The organism is Streptomyces sp. NPDC016469 (genome assembly GCF_040632905.1).
Lineage (GTDB): Bacteria > Actinomycetota > Actinomycetes > Streptomycetales > Streptomycetaceae > Streptomyces.
Genome location: NZ_JBEYCQ010000023.1, coordinates 35,262 through 54,073, shown reverse-complemented (window position 1 = coordinate 54,073; position 18,812 = coordinate 35,262). Strand labels below are relative to the sequence as shown.

Annotated in this window: 19 protein-coding genes; 10 read left to right on the top strand and 9 right to left on the bottom strand. The window is 73.1% G+C overall.

All coding sequences use genetic code 11. The features are described 5' to 3' along the window. The first annotated feature begins 9 nt into the window (after window positions 1–9). The 3 genes from ABZ565_RS24820 to ABZ565_RS24810 all read left to right on the top strand — a co-directional run bounded on the left by ABZ565_RS24820 (window position 10) and on the right by ABZ565_RS24810 (window position 2,415). Window positions 10–408 carry an ectoine synthase gene (locus ABZ565_RS24820; protein ID WP_361030861.1) on the top strand — a complete coding sequence of 133 codons (399 nt, stop codon included), beginning with the start codon at window positions 10–12 and terminating at the stop codon, window positions 406–408. Window positions 409–411: 3 nt separating this feature from the next. Beyond that, entirely contained in the window at window positions 412–1,305 is an 894-nt protein-coding gene (thpD, locus tag ABZ565_RS24815) for an ectoine hydroxylase (protein WP_361030858.1), read from the top strand. 90 nt (window positions 1,306–1,395) lie between these two features. After that, window positions 1,396–2,415, top strand: coding sequence for a VOC family protein (locus ABZ565_RS24810; RefSeq protein WP_361030855.1), 1,020 nt, complete (start codon window positions 1,396–1,398; stop codon window positions 2,413–2,415). Here ABZ565_RS24810 and ABZ565_RS24805 read toward each other — a convergent pair. The 5 genes from ABZ565_RS24805 to ABZ565_RS24785 form a co-directional block, all read right to left on the bottom strand. Then, window positions 2,412–3,473 carry an aminotransferase class V-fold PLP-dependent enzyme gene (locus ABZ565_RS24805; protein ID WP_361030852.1) on the bottom strand — a complete coding sequence of 354 codons (1,062 nt, stop codon included), beginning with the start codon at window positions 3,471–3,473 and terminating at the stop codon, window positions 2,412–2,414. The genes ABZ565_RS24810 and ABZ565_RS24805 overlap by 4 nt on opposite strands. Window positions 3,474–3,596: 123 nt before the next feature. Further along, window positions 3,597–4,316, bottom strand: a complete 720-nt coding sequence (locus ABZ565_RS24800) for a DsbA family oxidoreductase (RefSeq protein WP_361030849.1) — start codon at window positions 4,314–4,316, stop codon at window positions 3,597–3,599. A gap of 115 nt (window positions 4,317–4,431) precedes the next feature. Next, window positions 4,432–4,932: a GNAT family N-acetyltransferase gene (locus ABZ565_RS24795; protein ID WP_361030846.1), complete on the bottom strand. Its 501-nt coding sequence runs from the start codon at window positions 4,930–4,932 to the stop codon at window positions 4,432–4,434. Between the two features lie 52 nt (window positions 4,933–4,984). Beyond that, a complete protein-coding gene (locus ABZ565_RS24790) occupies window positions 4,985–5,590 on the bottom strand; it encodes a DUF1349 domain-containing protein (RefSeq protein ID WP_361030843.1) in 606 nt (201 codons plus the stop codon). Next, entirely contained in the window at window positions 5,587–7,107 is a 1,521-nt protein-coding gene (locus ABZ565_RS24785) for an aldehyde dehydrogenase (NADP(+)) (RefSeq protein WP_361030840.1), read from the bottom strand. Before ABZ565_RS24785 ends, ABZ565_RS24790 begins: the two co-directional genes overlap by 4 nt. A 169-nt stretch (window positions 7,108–7,276) precedes the next feature. Between ABZ565_RS24785 and ABZ565_RS24780 the strand changes: the two genes are divergently transcribed. From ABZ565_RS24780 to ABZ565_RS24750, 7 genes are all read left to right on the top strand, one after another. After that, the gene (locus ABZ565_RS24780; RefSeq protein WP_018104665.1) at window positions 7,277–8,047 is read left to right on the top strand and encodes an IclR family transcriptional regulator; all 771 of its coding nucleotides are present in this window, start codon (window positions 7,277–7,279) and stop codon (window positions 8,045–8,047) included. A gap of 87 nt (window positions 8,048–8,134) precedes the next feature. Further along, window positions 8,135–9,100, top strand: coding sequence for a hypothetical protein (locus ABZ565_RS24775; RefSeq protein WP_361030837.1), 966 nt, complete (start codon window positions 8,135–8,137; stop codon window positions 9,098–9,100). After that, window positions 9,097–10,362 (top strand): histidine kinase, encoded by a 1,266-nt coding sequence (locus ABZ565_RS24770; protein ID WP_361030834.1) that lies wholly within the window; start codon window positions 9,097–9,099, stop codon window positions 10,360–10,362. Before ABZ565_RS24775 ends, ABZ565_RS24770 begins: the two co-directional genes overlap by 4 nt. Beyond that, the gene (locus ABZ565_RS24765) at window positions 10,359–11,018 is read left to right on the top strand and encodes a response regulator transcription factor (protein ID WP_361030831.1); all 660 of its coding nucleotides are present in this window, start codon (window positions 10,359–10,361) and stop codon (window positions 11,016–11,018) included. Before ABZ565_RS24770 ends, ABZ565_RS24765 begins: the two co-directional genes overlap by 4 nt. Window positions 11,019–11,119: 101 nt before the next feature. Then, on the top strand, window positions 11,120–12,565 hold the full coding sequence (locus ABZ565_RS24760; protein ID WP_361030828.1) for a penicillin-binding transpeptidase domain-containing protein: 1,446 nt from the start codon (window positions 11,120–11,122) through the stop codon (window positions 12,563–12,565). Between the two features lie 94 nt (window positions 12,566–12,659). Beyond that, entirely contained in the window at window positions 12,660–13,229 is a 570-nt protein-coding gene (locus ABZ565_RS24755; protein ID WP_361030825.1) for a SigE family RNA polymerase sigma factor, read from the top strand. Beyond that, the gene (locus ABZ565_RS24750) at window positions 13,226–13,936 is read left to right on the top strand and encodes a hypothetical protein (RefSeq protein ID WP_361030822.1); all 711 of its coding nucleotides are present in this window, start codon (window positions 13,226–13,228) and stop codon (window positions 13,934–13,936) included. Before ABZ565_RS24755 ends, ABZ565_RS24750 begins: the two co-directional genes overlap by 4 nt. On the opposite strand, the gene ABZ565_RS24745 is transcribed toward ABZ565_RS24750, so the two are convergent. The 4 genes from ABZ565_RS24745 to ABZ565_RS24730 form a co-directional block, all read right to left on the bottom strand. Further along, a complete protein-coding gene (locus ABZ565_RS24745) occupies window positions 13,933–15,021 on the bottom strand; it encodes a pectinesterase family protein (RefSeq protein ID WP_361030819.1) in 1,089 nt (362 codons plus the stop codon). The two genes, ABZ565_RS24750 and ABZ565_RS24745, sit on opposite strands and share 4 nt — an antisense overlap. Window positions 15,022–15,087: 66 nt before the next feature. Further along, complete coding sequence (locus ABZ565_RS24740; protein WP_361031053.1) at window positions 15,088–16,422, bottom strand: polysaccharide lyase family 1 protein; 1,335 nt, start codon at window positions 16,420–16,422, stop codon at window positions 15,088–15,090. A gap of 72 nt (window positions 16,423–16,494) precedes the next feature. Further along, window positions 16,495–17,316, bottom strand: coding sequence for a rhamnogalacturonan acetylesterase (locus ABZ565_RS24735; protein WP_361030816.1), 822 nt, complete (start codon window positions 17,314–17,316; stop codon window positions 16,495–16,497). 118 nt (window positions 17,317–17,434) lie between these two features. Next, on the bottom strand, window positions 17,435–18,769 hold the full coding sequence (locus ABZ565_RS24730) for a sugar ABC transporter substrate-binding protein (protein WP_361030813.1): 1,335 nt from the start codon (window positions 18,767–18,769) through the stop codon (window positions 17,435–17,437). Window positions 18,770–18,812: the final 43 nt, after the last annotated feature.

Sequence of the window (18,812 nt, the reverse complement as noted above, 5' to 3'; positions counted from 1 at the left end):
CGAACCACCGTGATCGTCCGATCGTTCGCCGACGTCGAGAACACCGACCGGCACATCAAGGCCGCCTCCGGCACCTGGGAGAGCAAGCGCATCGTGCTCGCCGAGGAGAAGGTCGGCTTCTCGCTCCACGAAACCATCATGTACGCGGATACCGAGACGTCGATGTGGTACGCCAACCACATCGAGGCGGTCCTGTGCGTCGAGGGCGAGGCCGAGCTGACCAACGACGAGACCGGTGAGAAGCACTGGATCACGCCGGGGACCATGTATCTGCTCGACGGCCACGAGCGCCACACGATGCGGCCCAAGTCCGACTTCCGCTGCGTCTGCGTCTTCAACCCGCCGGTCACCGGACGGGAGGAGCACGACGAGAACGGTGTCTACCCACTGCTGACCGAGGAGGGCTGAACCATGACCACCGACGTACGCACCGACCTGTACCCCTCGCGCGGCGCCGCCGAGATGACCACTCCCCGCCAGGACCCGGTCATCTGGTCCGCGCCGGGCGCACCGGGTCCGATCAGCGCCAAGGAACTCCAGGGCTACGAGCACGACGGCTTCCTGACCGTCGAGCAGCTGATCACCCCGGACGAGGTGGCCGGCTACCACGCCGAACTGGAACGGCTGATCACCGACCCGGCCGTCCGCGCCGACGAGCGCTCCATCATCGAACCCACGTCGCAGTCCGTTCGGTCGGTCTTCGAGGTACACCGGATCAGCGAGGTCTTCGCCCGGCTGGTCGCCGACGAGCGGGTGGTGGGCCGGGCCCGCCAGATCCTCGGTTCGGACGTCTACGTCCACCAGTCGCGGATCAACGTCAAGCCCGGGTTCGGGGCTTCGGGGTTCTACTGGCACTCGGACTTCGAGACCTGGCACGCGGAGGACGGCCTGCCGAACATGCGGACGGTGTCCGTGTCGATCGCGCTGACCGAGAACCACGACACCAACGGCGGGCTGATGATCATGCCCGGCTCGCACAAGTCGTTCCTCGGCTGTGCGGGTGAGACGCCGAAGGACAACTACAAGAAGTCGCTCCAGATGCAGGACGCGGGCACCCCGTCCGACGAGGCGCTGACGAAGATGGCCGACCGGCACGGCATCCGGCTCTTCACGGGCAAGCCCGGTTCGGCGACCTGGTTCGACTGCAACGCGATGCACGGCTCGGGCGACAACATCACGCCGTACCCGCGCAGCAACGTGTTCATCGTGTTCAACAGCGTGGAGAACACCGCGCAGGAGCCGTTCGCGGCGCCGGTCCGCCGCCCGGAGTTCATCGGGGCGCGCGACTTCACCCCGGTGAAGTAGGGCCTTCGGAGGGGGCGGTACGGATTCACGTGCCGCCCCCTCCGGCATATCCCGGTGGACCGGGGAGGGGACGACGGGAACAGTGGGCGCATGACATCCCACGTACAGCACATCACCATCGACTGCGCCGACGCCTACACCCTGGGCACCTTCTGGGCGGCCGTGCTCGGCGCCCCGCTCTCCGACGAGGACCACCCCGGCGACCCCGAGGCCCTCGTCGAAGCGCCCGGCGCCGCCCTCCTGTTCGTCACCGTGCCGGACCGGAAGCAGACCAAGAACCGCGTCCATCTGGACATCCGGCCCGAGGACCGCACCCGGGACGAGGAGGTCGAACGGCTGCTGGCCCTCGGCGCCACCCTGGTCGCCGACCACCGCAAGCCGAACGGACGCGGCTGGGCGACCCTGGCCGACCCCGAGGGCAACGAGTTCTGCGTGGAGTGCGGCGCGGCCGAGCGGGCCGCGCTCACCGGGACGCGGCTGCCGGTCACCGCGGACGACGTGACGCGGGCGGTACGGCTGGCGGTCGACGCCCTCGCCGGCGCGGCGGAGGCCGACTGGCGCGTCCCGGCCGGAACGCTGACCTGGGACTGCTGGGAGACCGCGGAGCACCTGAGCGACGACCTCTTCGCTTACGCCGTCCAGCTGGGCCCGCGTACGCCGTCGGTGGAGACCGACGTGCCGTACCACTGGGGCCCCCGGCGCGAGGGCGGCCCGTGGAACGCGGTCTTCGCGGACCCGGAGGCGGATGTGGCGGGGCTGCTCCAGACCCTGGAGGCGAGCGGCGCGCTGCTGGCCGCGATGGTCCGCACGGCCTCGCCGGCCACCCGCTCCTTCCACAGCTACGGGGTCTCCGACCCCGAGGGCTTCGCGGCGATGGGCGTCGTGGAGACCCTGGTGCACGCCCATGACGTCACCTCGGCCCTGGGCCTCTCCTGGGAGCCGCCCGCCGAACTGTGCGACCGGGCGCTGGCCCGGCTCTTCCCCGGGGCTCCGGACGACAAGGACCGGTGGGCCGTGCTGCTCTGGTCCACCGGTCGCGCCGCGCTGCCCGGCCGCGAGCGCGTGACGTCCTGGAAGTGGCACAGCGCCCCGCTGGAGACGCGGGGCTAGGAAGCGAGCACGTCGAGCGCGCGGTCCACGTCCTCCTCGGTGTTGTAAAGGTGGAAGGAAGCGCGCAGATTGCCGGCCCGGCCGGCGACCAGCACCCCGGCCCGCTGGAGCTCCGGTGCCCGGTCGCCGAGCCCGGGCACGGCGACGACGACGGTGTCCGCGTCCACCGGGGTGTGCCCGAGGGCCGTCACCCCGGAACGGAAGCGGTCCGCGAGCTTCAGGGCGTGGTCGTGCAGGGCGTCGACGCCGATCTCGTGGAGCAGGGCGAGGGAGTGCTCGGCGCCGTGGTACGCGAGGTAGACGGGCGGCTCGTCGTAGCGGCGGGCGTCGGAGGCCAGCTTGGTGACCGGTCCGTACACGCTGCCCCACGGGTCCTCGGACGCGGCCATCCCCACATCGACCGGCTTCAGGCCCTCCTGCGCGTCCTCGGTGACGGTGAGGAACGAGGTGCCGCGCGGGCAGAGCAGGTACTTGAAGCCGCCGGTGACCGTGTAGTCGTAGGACCCCGCGTCCAGCGGCAGCCAGCCCGCGGACTGAGTGGCGTCCAGCAGGGTGCGGGCGCCGTGGGCGGCCGCGGCGGCCCGGACCGCGTCCAGGTCGGCGCGCCGGCCGTCCGCCGACTGCACCGAGGAGAAGGCGACAAGTGCGGTGGAGGGGCGCACGGCCCCGGCCAGCCCGGCGAGCGGCACGTACCGCACGTCGAGGTCGCCGCGGACCGCGAAGGGGCTGACGACCGAGCTGAACTCACCCTCGGGGACGAGCACTTCGGCCCCGGGCGGGAGGGAGGCGGCGATCAGCCCGACGTGGGCGACGACCGAGCTGCCGACGGCCACCCGGCCGGGCGCGAGGCCGACGAGCCGCGCGAAGCCCTCGCGGGCCCGGTCCACCGCCTCGACATCGCCCGAACCGGCGCGACGGCCGGTCGCGCTCTCCTCGGCGAGGGTCTTCACCGCGTCGACGGTGCGGCGGGGCAGCAGCCCGCAGGTGGAGGTGTTGAGGTAGGTGGTCTCGGGGGCGAACTCGGCGGCTACGGCACGGCTGAGCGGAGAGATCGTCATGCGTTCAGCGTGGACCTTCGCCGACCTGGGGTCAATTGACAAAAATTCACGGTCGGCCCCAAGCGATGCTTATGTGTCCGGAACCGGGGGTGCGGGCCGCCGGGGACGGCCCGCGCGGCGGGGTCAGGCGTTCCGGGCGGCCGCTCCGGGGACCTCGCAGGCCCCGTCGGCGTCGCAGGCCGCCGCGTCGGCGGCGGCGGCCACCGGGCGGTCCTTCCACGCCTGTTCCAGCGCCTGGGCGAAGACCTCGGCGGGCTGGCCGCCGGAGATGCCGTAGCGCCGGTCGAACACGAAGAAGGGCACCGCGTTGGCGCCCAGCTCGGCCGCCTCCTGCTCGTCGGCGCGCACCTCGTCGGCGTACGCCTGCGGGTCGGCGAGCACCGCGCGCGCCTCGTCGGCGTCGAGTCCCGCCTCGACGGCCAGGTCCAGCAGGACGGCGTCGTCGAAGACGGACCGCTCCTCGGCGAAGTTGGCCCGGTAGGCGAGGGCGAGCAGCGCGTCCTGGCGGCCGCGGGCCTTGGCCAGGTGGAGCAGGCGGTGGATGTCGAAGGTGCTGCCGTGGTCGCGTCCCTCGGTGAGGTAGCCGAGCCCTTCGGCCTGCGCGTTGGCCGCGACGTTGGCCTCCATCGAGCGGACCTCGTCGGGGGTGCGCCCGTACTTCCGGGCCAGCATGTCGGTGACCAGCTCGGTGTCGCCCTTGGCGCGGCCGGGGTCGAGCTCGAAGGAGCGGTGCACCACCTCGACGTCGTCGCGGTGGGCGAAGCCCGCGAGACCCTTCTCGAAACGGGCCTTTCCGACATAACACCAGGGGCAGGCGATGTCGCTCCAGATCTCGACGCGCATGACTCTTCTTCTCTCCGGACTCATCGACGGCTGCGGCAGGGCGCGGAGGCCACCCTCCGCTCCCGGCCCCAACGCATGACGGGCCCGTGCCATTCCCGGGCCGGACCCCGTGTGCTCAGCCTCTCCCGGGCGCTTCCGGCACCGCTTCCGGCACCGCGAGGCGCAGCACCAGGTGGTCGCCGTGCCGGGGCGTTTCCGGGTCGGGGACCCAGCCGCACGCGGAGTAGAACGCCTGGGCGCGCCTGTTGGGCCCGAAGACCTCCAGGCGGGCCCGCGTCACACCGCGCCGCCGCCAGTCGGCGACGCACGCGAGGTGCAGGGCGCTGCCGACCCCCTCGCGCCAGTGGGCCGGGGACACGTGGAGCTGGGTGAGGTACGTCCACCCGTCGCGCACGGAGTGGGCGGCGACGCCGACGAGGGCGCCGTCCTCCTCCGCGACGAGCACGGTGGCGTCCTCCCGGTCCACCGCGCGGGCCCAGCCGTCCCGGCTCCGGCCCACCTCGGCCGGACCCGCGTACTCCTCCTCGGCGAGATGGCCGCTGTAGTAGGTGGCCCTGGCCTCGGTGTGCAGGGTGACTATCGCGTCGAGGTCGTCCCGCTTCGCTGTACGGATCATGGTGGGGAGGACGTACGGTCCGGGGCGCCGGTTCCGCCGCCCCGGACGCGCCCTAGCTGCCGTCGCGGAGGTCGGTCAGGCCCTCCGGCCGGAAGGCGATCCGGTCGAAGGCCACCTCGCAGCCCTCGCCCGTGGGCGACTGGGCGAGGAAGCCGACGGAGACGGTGGCCGCCTGTTCCGGGGCGCCGAGGGTGAAGACGCGGACGAAGGTCCACTTCTCGCCGTCGGCCGAGGCGTGGAACGCAAAGGCACGGCCCGTACGGCTCAGGCGCAGCCAGTGGGTGTCGCCGTCCACGACGGAGGAGTTGACGTCGTCCGAGTGGCCCCGGGTGACCACCGTGCAGATGGTCGGGCGCTCCGGGGAGAGCTCCAGGCAGAGCTTGGCCCATTCCCGGTCGCCGGCATGGAGGTAGAGCACGCCCGCGTCGAAGGCGGCGGCGAAGCCCACCTTCACCCGGGCGGTCAGCTGGAAGTCGCCCGCCGGGGCGGCGCCCAGCAGCCGGGGCGCGTCGCTCGCCGGTTCCAGGCTCTCGCCGCCCGGCGGGACGAAGCGGTCCTGTCGGGCACCGGCGCGGGCGGTGAGTACGCCGTTCTCGTACGCCCAGCCGCCGTCGGGGCCGTACGGCTGGAGCGCGAAGGGGAGTTCGGGGAGGTTCACGCGGGGGTTCCGTTCACGCGGCGGGGCAGGCCCAGCGGGTTGGTGTCGCGCAGTTCGGGTGGGAGGAGCGCGTCCGGGGTGGTCTGGTAGCTGACCGGGCGCAGCCAGCGTTCGATGGCGGTGGCGCCGACCGAGGTGGAGGTGGAGGTGGTGGCCGGGTAGGGGCCGCCGTGGTGCTGGGCGGGGGCGACGGCGACGCCGGTCGGCCAGCCGTTGACGAGGACGCGTCCGGCGAGCGGGATGAGGGCGGCGAGGAGGTCCGCCGCGCCGCCTCCGGCCTCCTCGGTGGCGATGTGGAGGGTGGCGGTGAGGTTGCCGGGGAGGCGGGTCAGGACGGCGGTGATCTCGTCCTCGGAGGCGTACCGGGCGACGACGGTGACGGGGCCGAAGCACTCCTCCAGGAGCGCGTCGTGCGGGCCCTCGGCGGCGAGCGTGCGGGCCGGGACGGTCAGGAAGCCGGCCGCGACGGTGTGCTCGCCGCCCGCGCCGGGGGTGACGGGGGCTTCGACCCCGGGGAGCTCGGCCCGCTCGGTGACCCCGGCGAGGAAGGCGTCGCGCATGCGGTGGTCAAGCAGGACGCCGGCCTCGGTGTCGCTGACGGCCTCGGTGAGCGCCTTGAGGAGGCGGTCGCCGCCCTCGCCCTCGGGGACCAGGACGAATCCGGGCTTGGTGCAGAACTGGCCCGCGCCCATGGTCATCGAGCCGGCCAGGCCCGCGCCGATTTCCTCGCCGCGCTCGGCGGCCGCGTCCTCGGTGACGACGACGGGGTTGAGGGAGCCCAGCTCGCCGTGGAAGGGGATGGGGGCGGGGCGGGCGGCGGCCGCGTCGAACAGGGCGCGCCCGCCGCGCACCGAGCCGGTGAAGCCGGCGGCGGCGACGAGCGGGTGGCGGACGAGGGCGATGCCGGCCTCGAAGCCGTGGACGAGGGTGACGACGTCCTCGGGCAGACCGCTGCGCGCGGCGGCCCGGCGCAGGATCGATGCGCACAGCTCGGAGGTCGCCGGGTGGTCCGGGTGGGCCTTGACGACGACGGGGCAGCCGGCCGCGAGGGCGCTGGCGGTGTCGCCGCCGGGGACGGAGAAGGCGAGCGGGAAGTTGCTGGCGGCGTAGACGGCGACGACGCCGAGCGGGATCTTGTAGCGGCGCAGGTCGGGCCAGGGCGGGGTGCGGGTGGCGTCCGCGTGGTCGATGTGGATGTCGAGGTAGGCGCCCTCGTCGACGACCTCCGCGAAGGCCCGCAACTGGGCTGCGGTGCGCGCGAGTTCGCCGGTCAGCCGGGCCGGGCCGAGGGCCGTCTCGGCGTCGGCGGCCTCGATGACGTGCTCCCCGGCCTCGGTGAGCAGTTCGGCGGCCGTACGCAGGAACGCGGCGCGCGTGGTGCGGTCGGCGAGGGAGCCGCGTACCGCGTGAGCGGCTCGGACCGCGCGGTCCACCTCCTCCCCTGTGGCCTCCACCGCAACCTGCTCGCGCGGGTTCCCGGTGCGGGGGTCGACGCTCCAGACTGGTGTTGCTGCCACCGTGTTTCCTTCCGCTCCACTGCCGCACATCAGAAGTCGTCCGGTATAAGCTGTTCGGTATTCTGAACAGCGTTCCTGAACGTGAATGTGAAGCGACTCTATTTCCGGGCGTTCGGTGTTGGCAAGAAGTCGCAGGGTTTCGTCGGCGGGGTGAAAGGGGCACAGGGCGATGTCGGTTCCCGAATCGGGTGGGGCACAGGTCAAGTCCGCGGTACGGACGGTCGAGCTGCTGGAGTACTTCGCGGGGCGGCCCGGCATGCACTCGCTCGCCGCGGTCCAGGAGGCGGTCGGCTACCCGAAGTCGAGCCTCTACATGCTGCTGCGCACCCTGGTCGAGCTGGGCTGGGTGGAGACCGACGCGACGGGCACGCGCTACGGGATCGGCGTCCGGGCCCTGCTGGTCGGCACCTCGTACATCGACGGCGACGAGGTCGTCGCCGCGGCCCGCCCCACGCTCGACCGGCTCTCCGACGACACCACGGAGACCATCCACCTGGCCCGGCTCGACGGCACCAACGTGGTCTACCTCGCCACCCGCCAGTCCCAGCACTATCTGCGCCCCTTCACCCGCGTCGGCCGCCGGCTGCCCGCCCACTCCACCTCGCTCGGCAAGGCGCTCCTCGCCACCTACAGCGACGAGCAGGTCCGCAAGATGCTGCCCGAGACGCTGCCCGCGCTCACCGAGCACACCCTGACCGACCGCGAGAAGCTCATCGAGGAGCTGCACCAGATCCGCGAGCAGGGCTACGCGGTGGACCGCGAGGAGAACACGCTGGGGCTGCGCTGCTTCGGCGTCGCCGTCCCGTACCGCACCCCGGCCCGGGACGCCATCAGCTGCTCGGTGCCGGTCGCCCGGCTCACGCCCGCGCACGAACAGATGGTCAAGGACGCGCTGTTCGACGCACGCGACCGGCTGACGCTCGCCACCCGAAGGCTCTGACACGGCGGTCCGTCTCCCCCGCGCGGCGGAGGCGGATCGTCGCCGGGCAGGACGTGCGGGGGCGCGCCGCCCGGCAGCGTGGAGGCCATGACATCCGTCTCCGCGCGCACCGTGCTGCGCACCGTCGCCATCGTCTCCTGCCTGCCGTACATCACGCTCAAGATCGCGTGGCTGTCGGGCAGCCGCGTCGGGATTCCGGACGGCAGCGTGCTGCTGGACCACCGCGCCCCGATGGCCGTCGCCAACGGCGGCTCGGTGCTGATGGACGGCGCGGTGGTGGGCCTGGCCCTGCTGCTCACCCGGCCCTGGGGACTGCGGGTGCCCGCGTGGCTGCTCGCGCTGCCGGTGTGGGTGGCGACCGGGCTGCTGCTGCCGATCATGACCGGGTACCCGCTGCAACTGCTGGTCCAGGCCCTGGGCGGGGAATCCGTCAGCAAGGGCGAGGCGGGCCGGCCCTTCCTGCACGAGTGGGTCTTCGGCGTCGTCTACACGGGCTTCATCCTCCAGGGCCTGGCCCTGGGCACCCTCTTCGCGCTGTACGCCGGAGATCGCTGGGGCCACCTCTGGCGGGGCACACTGCGCGAGCTGCCCGGCAGCCCCACCGCTCCGGCGCTACGGGCCGGAGCGGTCGCCGCGTCGCTGCTCGCCGTGGTGCCCGGCGCCCTCCACCTGCTGTGGGCCTGCGGGGCGACGGCGGGCCTGAACGACGCCCGGAGTGGGGACCGCACCAGCGGCTACTACGTCCTGGAAGCGGTCGACGTCCTGTTCGTGGCAGCGGGCGCCGCCGGAATCCTTCTTCTCGCCTTCCGCCGCTCCACGCTGCCGCTGTGGGTGCCGCTCGCGGCGGCCTGGGGCGGTTCGGGGGTGATGGCCTGCTGGGGCGGCTGGCTGAGCATCGCCTCGCTGACCAACGTCGATGACGCCGCCCAACAGCCCACGGCCGCCATGGTGTTGATCTACGCTGTCCAGATGCTCGTCGGGACACTGATGGTGACCCTGGGCGCGTACTTCCTGACGGAGCGCGCGGCCGGGACGCGGGGCGCCCCCGCATGACCGCGGTCATGGTCCGGCTCGTGGGCCGGCGCGCCCGGCTGCGCTGGCTGCATCTGATCGTCGGCGGGGCGCTGCTGATGCCGTACCTCCTGGTCGGCACCGTCGTCGTCGGCCTGTACGCGCCCGGCACCAACGCCTTGACCTCGCTCTCCGCCCAACTCTCCGCCTACGCCTACGCCTTGCCGATGGCCGCGGTCACCGCGCTGCTGCCCACGGCCCGGCTCCTGTCGGTGGCCGCCGCCCGCGCCCTGTGCGGCCTGCCCGCCGGCCGGCCGCTCGCGGACGGGCCCGCGGGCTCCCGGCAGGCCCGGGTGCGCACGGCCGCCTGGTTCACGCTGCACGTGGGGCTCGGCGGGATCATCAGCGGGATGACGCTGGCGCTCGTCCCGTTCGCGGTCTGTGTGACGGCGCTGCCGTTCGTCCCGGCCCTGCGCGAATCCGCCGCCCCGAACGTCCGCCCGGCCCTGGACCACACCTGGGTCCTGGCCCTCGCGCCCCCGGCCGGGGCGGCCATGCTCGTCGCGCTGGCCGGCTGCGCGGCGGCGGCCGGGGCCCTCCTCGCGGACCGGGCCCCGGTGCTGCTCGGCCCGACCCCGGACGACCGGCTCGCCGCCGCCGAGCGCCGGGCGGCCGAGCTGGCCGTGCGCAACCGGCTCGCCCGCGAGCTGCACGACTCGGTCGGCCACGCGCTGAGCGCCGTCACCCTTCAGGCGGGGGCCGCCCGCCGGGTCCTGGACAGCGACCCCGAGTTCGCCCGGCAGGCGCTCACCGCGATCGAGGAGACCACGCGGCGCACGGTCGGCGAACTCGACGCGGTGCTCGGCCTGCTGCGGCAGGACGGCGACGGGTCCGGCGCGCTCGCGGGCCCCGGGCTCGACGCGCTCGGCGGGCTGCTCGCCCGGTGCGGGGTGCCCGTGCGCTACGAGGCCGACGGCGACCCGGGCACGGTCCCCGGACCCGTCTCGGCCGAGGCGTACCGGATCGTGCAGGAAGGCCTGAGCAACGCGCTGCGGCACGGCGTCCCCGGGTCACCGGTCCGGCTGCGGATCGGCGTCGGCCCCCGCGAGCTGACGCTCGTCCTGGACAGCGCGCTCCCGCCCCGGCCCCCGGTCGCCCGCCCCGGCGGCGGACGGGGCCTGGCCGGCGTCGCGGAACGCGCCCTGCTGCTCGGCGGCGCCACCGAGGCCGGCCCCCGCGACGACGGCGTGTGGCGGCTGGCCGCCCGCCTCCCCCTGCGCGCCCCCGCGAAGGAGCCACGATGAGCACACCGGTCCGGATCGTCCTCGCCGACGACGAACGCATGGTGCGCACCGCGCTGCGGGCCATCCTGGACGCCGAGGACGGCCTGGAGGTCGTCGGCGAGGCGGCCACCGGCGCCGAGGCGGTCTCCGTGGTGCGGGCGCTGCGGCCCGACGTGGTGCTCATGGATGTGCGGATGCCCGAGACGGACGGCATCCGCGCCACCGAGCGGATCCTCGCCGGCCTCGCCCCGGCCCCGCGCGTCGTGGTCGTCACCACCTTCGAGCACGACGCCTATGTGTACGAGGCGCTGCGCGCCGGGGCGGCGGGGTTCCTGCTGAAGCGGGCGGCGGCCGAGGAGCTGGTGCAGGCGGTCCGGCTGGTGGCGTGCGGCGACTCGCTGCTCTTCCCGTCCGCCGTGCGGCAGCTGGCCGCCCTGTACGGGACGCCCGCGCCGGCCCCCGCCCCGCCCTGGGCCGCGCGGCTCACCGAGCGGGAGGCGCAGGTGCTGCGGCTGATCGCGGCGGGGCTGACGAACGCGGAGATCGCGGACCGGCTCGCGGTGGGCGCGGCGACGGCCAAGACGCATGTGGCGGCGGTCCTCGCGAAGACCGGGGCCCGGGACCGTACCCAGGCGGTCATCACGGCGTACGAGTCGGGGTTCATCACCCCCGGCTGAGTCCCGTAGAGCGGTGAACGCCGTGGTCACCGTATGAGGAATCGGTGAGAAGCGGCACAACCGGGAACGACGCGCCGGGCCCCGCACGTCCCTCAAGCGGGATGAACAAGACGATCAGGCGCGCCTCGGTCTTCTGCCTGCTGCTGGTCCTCGCCCTCCTCGGGCGGGCGACCTGGGTGCAGGCGTACCAGGCCAAGGCGCTCGCAGACGACGACCACAACCGGCGGAAGATCATCGCGCAGTACGCGCAGCCGCTGGGCAACATCGTCGTGGCCGGTTCGCCGGTCACGGGCTCGAAGCGGACGGAGGGCAGCGATCTCGCGTACAAGCGCACCTACCGGCAGGGCGGCCTCTACTCGTCCGTGACCGGCTACAGCTCGCAGGCGTACGGCTCGACACAGCTCGAAGGGATCTACAGCCATGTGCTGGACGGCACCGACGACCGGCTGAAGAGTCCGCTGGGCGCGCTGGCCGGGAAGCGGTCCGCGCCCGGTGACGTGGTGACGACGATCGACCCGGACGTCCAGAAGGCGGCGAGCGACGCGCTCGGCGACGACAAGGGCGCGGCCGTGGCGATCGACCCGAGGAGCGGGCAGATCCTGGGCATGGTCTCCTCGCCGTCGTACGACCCGTCGGACATCAGCGGGACGAACGACGGCGACACCTGGAAGAAGCTGCTCACCGACCCGGACAAGCCGCTGGTCAACCGCGCCATGCGGCAGCCGCTCGCGCCCGGTTCGACGTTCAAGCTGGTCGTGGCGTCGGCGGCGCTGGAGAACGGGCTCTACGACTCCGTGGACGAGCCGACGAAGAGCCCCGTCCCGTACATCCTGCCGGGCACCAGCACCCCCCTGCCGAACGAGAGCGCGTCCGCGCCCTGCGAGAACGCCTCGCTGCGCGTGGCCCTGCAGTACTCGTGCAACAACGTCTTCGGCAAGGCCGCCGCCGACCTGGGCCAGGACAAGGTGCGGGCGATGGCGGAGAAGTTCGGCTTCAACGACGAGAAGCTGGACGTTCCGGTGCGGGCGTCCAAGAGCGTGTACCCGACGGACATGGACAAGCCGCAGACGGCGCTGACGGGCATCGGCCAGTTCGAGGTGACCGCGACCCCGCTCCAGATGGCGATGGTCTCCGCCGCGCTCGCCAACGGCGGTGAGCTGGCCGCCCCGCACATGGTGTCGAAGGTGACCGACGGGGACGGCGGCACGCTGGAGGACTTCGCGGACGGCGACACCGTGCGGATCGTCTCCGAGGACACCGCGAAGCAGCTGCGCAGCGCCATGGTGACCGTGGTCGAGAAGGGCACCGGCACCAACGCCCGGATCGCCGGGGCCGAGGTCGGCGGCAAGACGGGCACCGCCGAGAACGGCGTGGGCAACAGCAACACCCCGTACGCCTGGTTCACCTCGTACGCGAAGTCCGGCGGCCAGGAGGTCGCGGTCGCCGTGATCGTGGAGGACTCCGGTTCGACCGCGTCGGAGGTCAGCGGCAACGGGCTCGCGGCGCCGGTCGCCAGGAAGATGATGGAGGCGGCGCTGCGGCGGTAGGGCCTGTCCCGTCGAAGCGCTTGCGATACGCTCTCGCCCCGGCGGGGGCGTATCCGGACGGGCCGGGCGTGCGAGCGCAGGGGACGAGGTAGCCGTGGGCACAGCAGTCGACGATGCCGCCGACGAGTTCCATGAGTTCTTCGAGGCGCATTACGCGGAACTGGCCCGCCTCGCCCATCTGCTGACCGGTGAGGCCGATGCCGCCGACGATCTCGCGGCCGACGCCCTGCTCGCGCTCTGGCACCGCTGGGACCGGGTCCGCGAAGCCGGGCACCCCGTGGCGTACGCGCGGGGCGTGGTCGCCAATCTGGCCAGGACGCGCATCCGCAGCGCCGTGCGCGAGCGCCGCCGGATCGCCCTGTTCTGGGCGCCGCGCGGCGGCGGGGACGAGGGGGCGGCCGAGGTGCCCGATGTGCCTGCGGTGGTGGACGTGCAGGAGGCGCTGCGGCGGCTGCCGTTCCGCAAGCGGGCCTGTGTGGTGCTGCGGCACGCCTTCGACCTCTCGGAGCGCGACACCTCGCTGGTGCTGGGGATCTCGGTGGGTACGGTGAAGAGCCAGACCTCGCGCGCCGTCGCGGAACTGCAGCGGCTGCTGGGGCCCGAGACGCCCGCCGCTCGGGTCCGGGTGGCCGTCGCGGCGCAGGGCGGCGGAGGAGACCGGTGAAGGACGAGGAACTGTCCGGGCTGCTGCGGGAGGCCGCCGAGGCCCACCGCCCCGACCGGGCCCGGATGCTGGCCCGGATCGAGCGCGGGATGGCGAGCGGCCGGCCGGCGCCCCGGTCCGTGCGCCCGCCGCGCGCGGTGCGCCCGTGGCTGCGGGTCGCCGGGGCGACGGCGGCGGTCTGCGGGGTGCTGGCGGCCGGCGCGTTCTCGGTCACCTGGGCGGGCGACGACGACCGGGCGCACGGCGGGCAGGTGGCCTCGGCGCCCTCCCCCGCCGCGAGCACCCCGGCCGTCCGGGGCGGGCTGCGGCCCGAGGACGGTCCGCTGTGGACCGGCGGTGTGGTCGACCCGCACAGCAACGCGTACTGGGCGCAGAGCAACGTCACGCTGCGGACCACCGAGCCGCTGTCCGCGCTCACCGTGGAACTCCGGGTCGCGCGAACGGGCGGGGTGAACAGCACCGGTTCCTGGCGCTCCCTGCCCGAGCGGGACTTCACCGTGTCGGTGAACGAGAGCGGCGGCTATCTGGTCTACCGGTGGACGCTGCGCGCCGGGCGGACCGTCCCGGCCGGCACGCACACGTTCGCCGGGCAGTACAACCACGCGGAGGGCGACCGGGACGCCACCGGCGACTACGTGACCGCGCACGCGGTCCGCGCCTCGGGCGGAAAGGCGTCGGTGGGCGACCACTTCGGGCGGTCGCGTTAGGGCTTCCAGTCGCCCAACCACGCGGCGGGGGTGTGCTCCCGCGCCTCCGACGCGGTGAGCTGCGGCCGGTTGGCCGGGACGGTGACGCGCGCACCCGGGCCCGTGTTGCGGTACTCCGCGAACCGCTGGTCCTGCCACGGGAAGCCGGCCGACATGGTGCCGTACGGCTCGTCCGTGTCGATGCCCGCGCCGAGGTGGCTGTCGCGCACGGTCAGCATCGGGTGCGCGGTCAGGTCGGAGGACGGAACCCAGGGGCGGGCCAGCTTGAAGTACCCGTCGGGGGCCGTGCTGGTGACCCGGGAGCGCAGGACCAGGAAGCCGTGCGGGTCGGCCCCGGCGGTGCTGGGCGCGAAGACGAAGCCGTGGGGCGGCCCGGCCAGGTCGGTGCGGGCCAGGGTGCGGAAGTGGCAGCGGTCCAGGACCGCCGACGCGCGGCCGAAGACGAAGTCGACGTCCCCTTCCACGTAGCAGTCGCGGTAGTACTGCCGGGCGAAGTCGGTGAGCGACGCGGAGTCCGCGTACAGCGTGTCCTGGTGGCCCAGGAAGCGGCAGTCGTGGAACGCCGAGCGGTCGCCGGTCACCTTGATGGCGACGGCCTGGGTGCCGGTGTAGTCGGGGTGGTCGGCGCGCAGCCAGTCGTTGGCGAAGGTGAGAGCGCGGGCGGTGAGCCCGGCGGGCCGGGCGGTGACGGTGGCGGACCCGCTGGTGCCGTAGGTCCCCGAGCCGTCGGGGCGCGGGGTGCCGTTGGCGTGGTCGTACACGATCACCGTGTCGCGCGGGTCGCCGCTCGCGCCGACGAGGGTGAGGCCGGTCCGGTCGGCCGGGATGTCGACGGTCTCCCGGTAGGTGCCGGGGGCGATGACCAGGGTGCGTCCGGTGCCGGTGGCCGCGTCCACGGCGGCCTGCACGGTGGTGTGGTCGCCCCTGCCGCGCGCGTCGACGTAGAGGGTCGCGCGGTCGAGGCGGCGGGCGGGCGAGCCGTAGCGGCCGAAGGGGCGGGCGTGGGCCCGGGCGGGGGCGGTGCCGAGGGCGAGGGCGGTGGCGGAGCCGGCGAGGAGGGCCAGGGCGGTGCGGCGGGTGGGCATGGGTACTCCTTTGCGGGGGCGGCCTCCGCCGGCGCCGCGCGGGCGCCGGCGGAGAAGGGGCGGCTGTCAGGCGCCGGGCAGCCGGCCGGAGCCCGCGCCGAGGCCCACGACGAGCGGCACCAGCAGCGGGTGGTCGATCCGGTTGCGCAGGACCGGGGTCCAGCCGGCACCCGTGGTCAGCTGCTCCTCGGGGACGCCCGCGTTGTGGACGGCGATCAGGTCGGTCCGGCGGCCGTTGACCCAGTTGTCGGCGGCCGTGAGCGAGGACTCGGACCACTTCTTGAGGATCTTCGCCTTGTCGAACTCGCCGCTCAGCGTGAACGCGTTGTGCTCGGCGACCAGGTGGGACTCGGCGCCGATCCCGTACGAGTAGCCGTAGACGCTGCCCTTCGTGGCGACGAAGTGGTTGTTGTACGAGTCGACCTGGCCGAAGCGGACGCGGGGCGCGCGCTCGTTGACGTCCTTGAACAGGTTGTGGTGCAGGGTGACGCGGAGCTTGCCCCGGTCGGTGTCCCCGGCCTTGTCGCTGTTGCCGATGAGCATCGTCTTGTCGTGGTCCTTGAGGACGTTCCACGACGCGGTGACCAGGTCGGCCCCCTTGACGATGTCGAAGAGCCCGTCGTGCTGCTGGTACAGCTCGTCGAAGTAGCGGGGCTGGCCGGCGTCGGGGCGGTCCCCGTCGCCGAAGGTGTTGTGGTCGACCCAGACGTGGTCGGAGCCGTAGACGACGAGGTTGTCGTACTCGGAGTTCCAGTGGCCGGTGTCGCCGTCGGTCGGGTCCCACTGCGGGAAGCAGTCGTAGGTGTCCTCGAAGCTGATGTTGCGGACGATGACGTTGGAGACGTTCTGGATCTGGATCGAGGCGCCGATGACCGTGGCGTCCCTGCCGACGCCGATCAGCGTGGTGTTGGACGGCACGTAGACGTTGACGGCGGCCTTCTGGAGCTTGGCGGAGGCGAGCCGGGCGTCCTCCATCGGCCCGGAGGGGACCTCCTCGCGGCCCCAGGTCCCGGGGTCGTAGGCAGCGAGGTACTTGTCCAGGGTGTAGCCGTCCGTCTGGTACGCCTCGCAGTCGATCGGGTTGCCCTGGGCGTCGGCGTTGCCGTGGACGGTCCCGGCGATCCGGACGATCTTCGGCGCGTCGCCCGCGTCCTCGAAGGCGGCGATGAGTTCGGCGCGGTTGTGCACGGTGTAGACGTGGTCGGGCGTCGCGGCGGCACCGCCGGTGGTGGACCCCTCGGCGGAGGCCCAGCCGTCGCCCTCGGCGAGGACGGCGCGCTCGACGCCCTTCTTGCCGTGGGGGTGCGGGGCCGCCTGCGCGGGGACGCTCAGGGCGAGGGCCAGCGAGGCGCAGCCCATCGCGACGGCGATGGCGCGGGCGTGGCTTCTGCGAGCAGAAATGCGTGTGGGCATGACAAATCCTCGGTTCTGGTACGGGACCTGTGGAAGGAGAAGGAGGGGGTGGCGCGGTCGTCAGACGGCCGGCGGCCAGCTGATCCACGTCTCGGGTACGTGTGCGCCGAGCCGGCGCAGTTCGCGCGGGGCGAGCACGCGCGCGTCGAGCAGGGCGTGGGCCGTCATCCGGGCGACCTCGACGGCACCGGCGGGCCGGAAGTGGGTGTTGTCCTGCCGCCCGTCCGGGTAGTTGGGCGACTCGCCGGGCTCCAGCCAGTTGAAGTACGCCTCGGTGCCGTCGGGGCCGAGTTCCTGCCAGCGGGCGAGCGTGCGGGCCTGCAGGTCGAGCAGGGGGACCCGCTCCTCGGCGGCCAGGGCGCGCATGGCGGCCGGGTAGTCGCCGTGGGTGGGTTTGGCGGTGCCGTCCTCGGCGAACCTGCGACGCTCGACCGGGGTGATCAGCACGGGCCGGGCGCGCCGGGCGCGGGCCTCGGCGATGTAGACGCGCAGGCAGTCCTGGTAGGTGGTGTACGGGTCGGTGCCGCGCGCCGGGTCCCCGGTCTTCTCGTCGTTGTGCCCGAACTGGATCAGCAGGAGGTCGTCCGGGCGGACCTGCGGCAGCAGGGCGGCGAGCAGTCCCTCGTCGAGGAAGCTCTTGGAACTGCGGCCGTTCATGGCGTGGTTGGCCACGGCGAGCCCGTGCCCGAGGAAGAACGGCAGGGCCATGCCCCAGCCGGTCTCGGGGGCGGCGTCGGCGTACTTCTGCGCGGCCGTGGAGTCACCCGCGATGTGCACGGTGCGGGTGCGGCGGGCGGCGCCGTGTGCCGTCGCCGGGGTGGCGGCGAGCGCCAGGGGCAGCGCGGCGAGGGCGGCCGCGGTCTGCCTGCGGGTGAGTGACACGGTGGAACTGCCTCTCTCGTGGGTGGGTACGCAGAAGGGCAGGGCAGGGCTGCGGGGCGGGGCGGGGCGGGCCGTCCTGCGACGGTCCCGCCACCGGCCCCGCGCCGGCGGGAGCGGGTCAGCCGTCGCTCCGCTCCTTCCACTCCTTCTGGGCCGCGTTCAGCTCGTCGGCCATCTTGTCCAGGAACGCCTTGGCCGTGACCTTGCCGAGCAGCAGCTTCTGGAACTCCGGCTCGTTGTCGGCCTTGCTGATGTTGTTCCAGTCGGGCAGGTAGTACGGCAGCTGCACGATCTTGGTGGAGCCGTCGGTGAGGGCCTTAGCGGCCAGTTCGGTCGGCGCGGCCTCGCTGATCCACGGGTCCTTGGCGGCCTCGGTGTTGGCCGGGATGGCGCCCGCGGACTCGTTCCACTTGCTGTTCGACTCGTGCGAGGCCGCGAACTCGATGAACTTCCAGGCGGCCGTCTTGTTCTTGCTCGCCTTGAACAGGCCGAGGCCGTCGACCGGGTTGGAGACCTGGACGCGGGTGCCGCCGTCGCCGACCGGGTTGGGTATGCCGGCGAACTTGTCCTTGCCCAGGGCCTTCAGGTGGTCCTGGTAGGAGCCGAGGTTGTGGCTCAGCATGCCGATGGTGCCGGTGTCGAACTGGGCGACCATCTTGGTGAAGTCGTTGTTGACGTCGGCGGACGGCGTCGTCTTCTTGTAGAGGGCGGCGTACTTCTCCAGCGCCGCCACGTTCTTGGGGTCGTTGAGGGTGGTCTTGTCGCCGTTCCAGAACTCCGAGATGCCGGACTGCCCGTACGCCGCGTCGACGGCCTGGGCGATCGAGCCGGCGCCGCCGCGGATGGTGTAGCCGAACTTGTTGTGCTTGGCGTCGGTCAGCTTCTCGGCCGCCTTGTAGAACTTGGCCCAGGTGGTGGGCGCGTCGAGCCCCGCCGCCTTGAAGAGGTCGGTGCGGTACCACAGCGCGCCGTTGTTCGCGGAGGTCGGCACGGTGTACATCTCGTCGCCCCGGCCGGCCGCGTCCTTGACGCTCTCGACCATGCCCTCGACGAGCTTGCCGTTGAGCGAGGAGTCCTTGATCCGGTCGCCCAGCGGCTCCAGGGCGTCCTGCGAGACCATGTTGGCCAGGTAGGCGGTGCCGACGCCGCCGACGTCCGGCACTCCGCCGCCCGCGATGGCCGTGTCGTACTTGGACTGCACGTCGGCGATCGGGATCGGCACGTACTTGACCTTGATGTCCGGGTACTTCTTCTCGAAGTCCTGGATGATCTCCTTCCAGACGGCGGTGCGCGGACCGCCGTTGTTGTCCCAGAAGGTGATCTCGCCCTTGCCGCTGCCCTCGTTGCCGCTGTCGCTGCCGTCGTCGCCGCACGCGGTCGCGGTCAGGGCGAGCACCGCCGCGAGGGAGACGGCGGCCGCGGCGCGCCCCCGCTGCGTCTTCGAGATGTTCATGATCGGCTCTTCTCTCTCGGTTCTCTCGGGTCTCTCGGGTCGT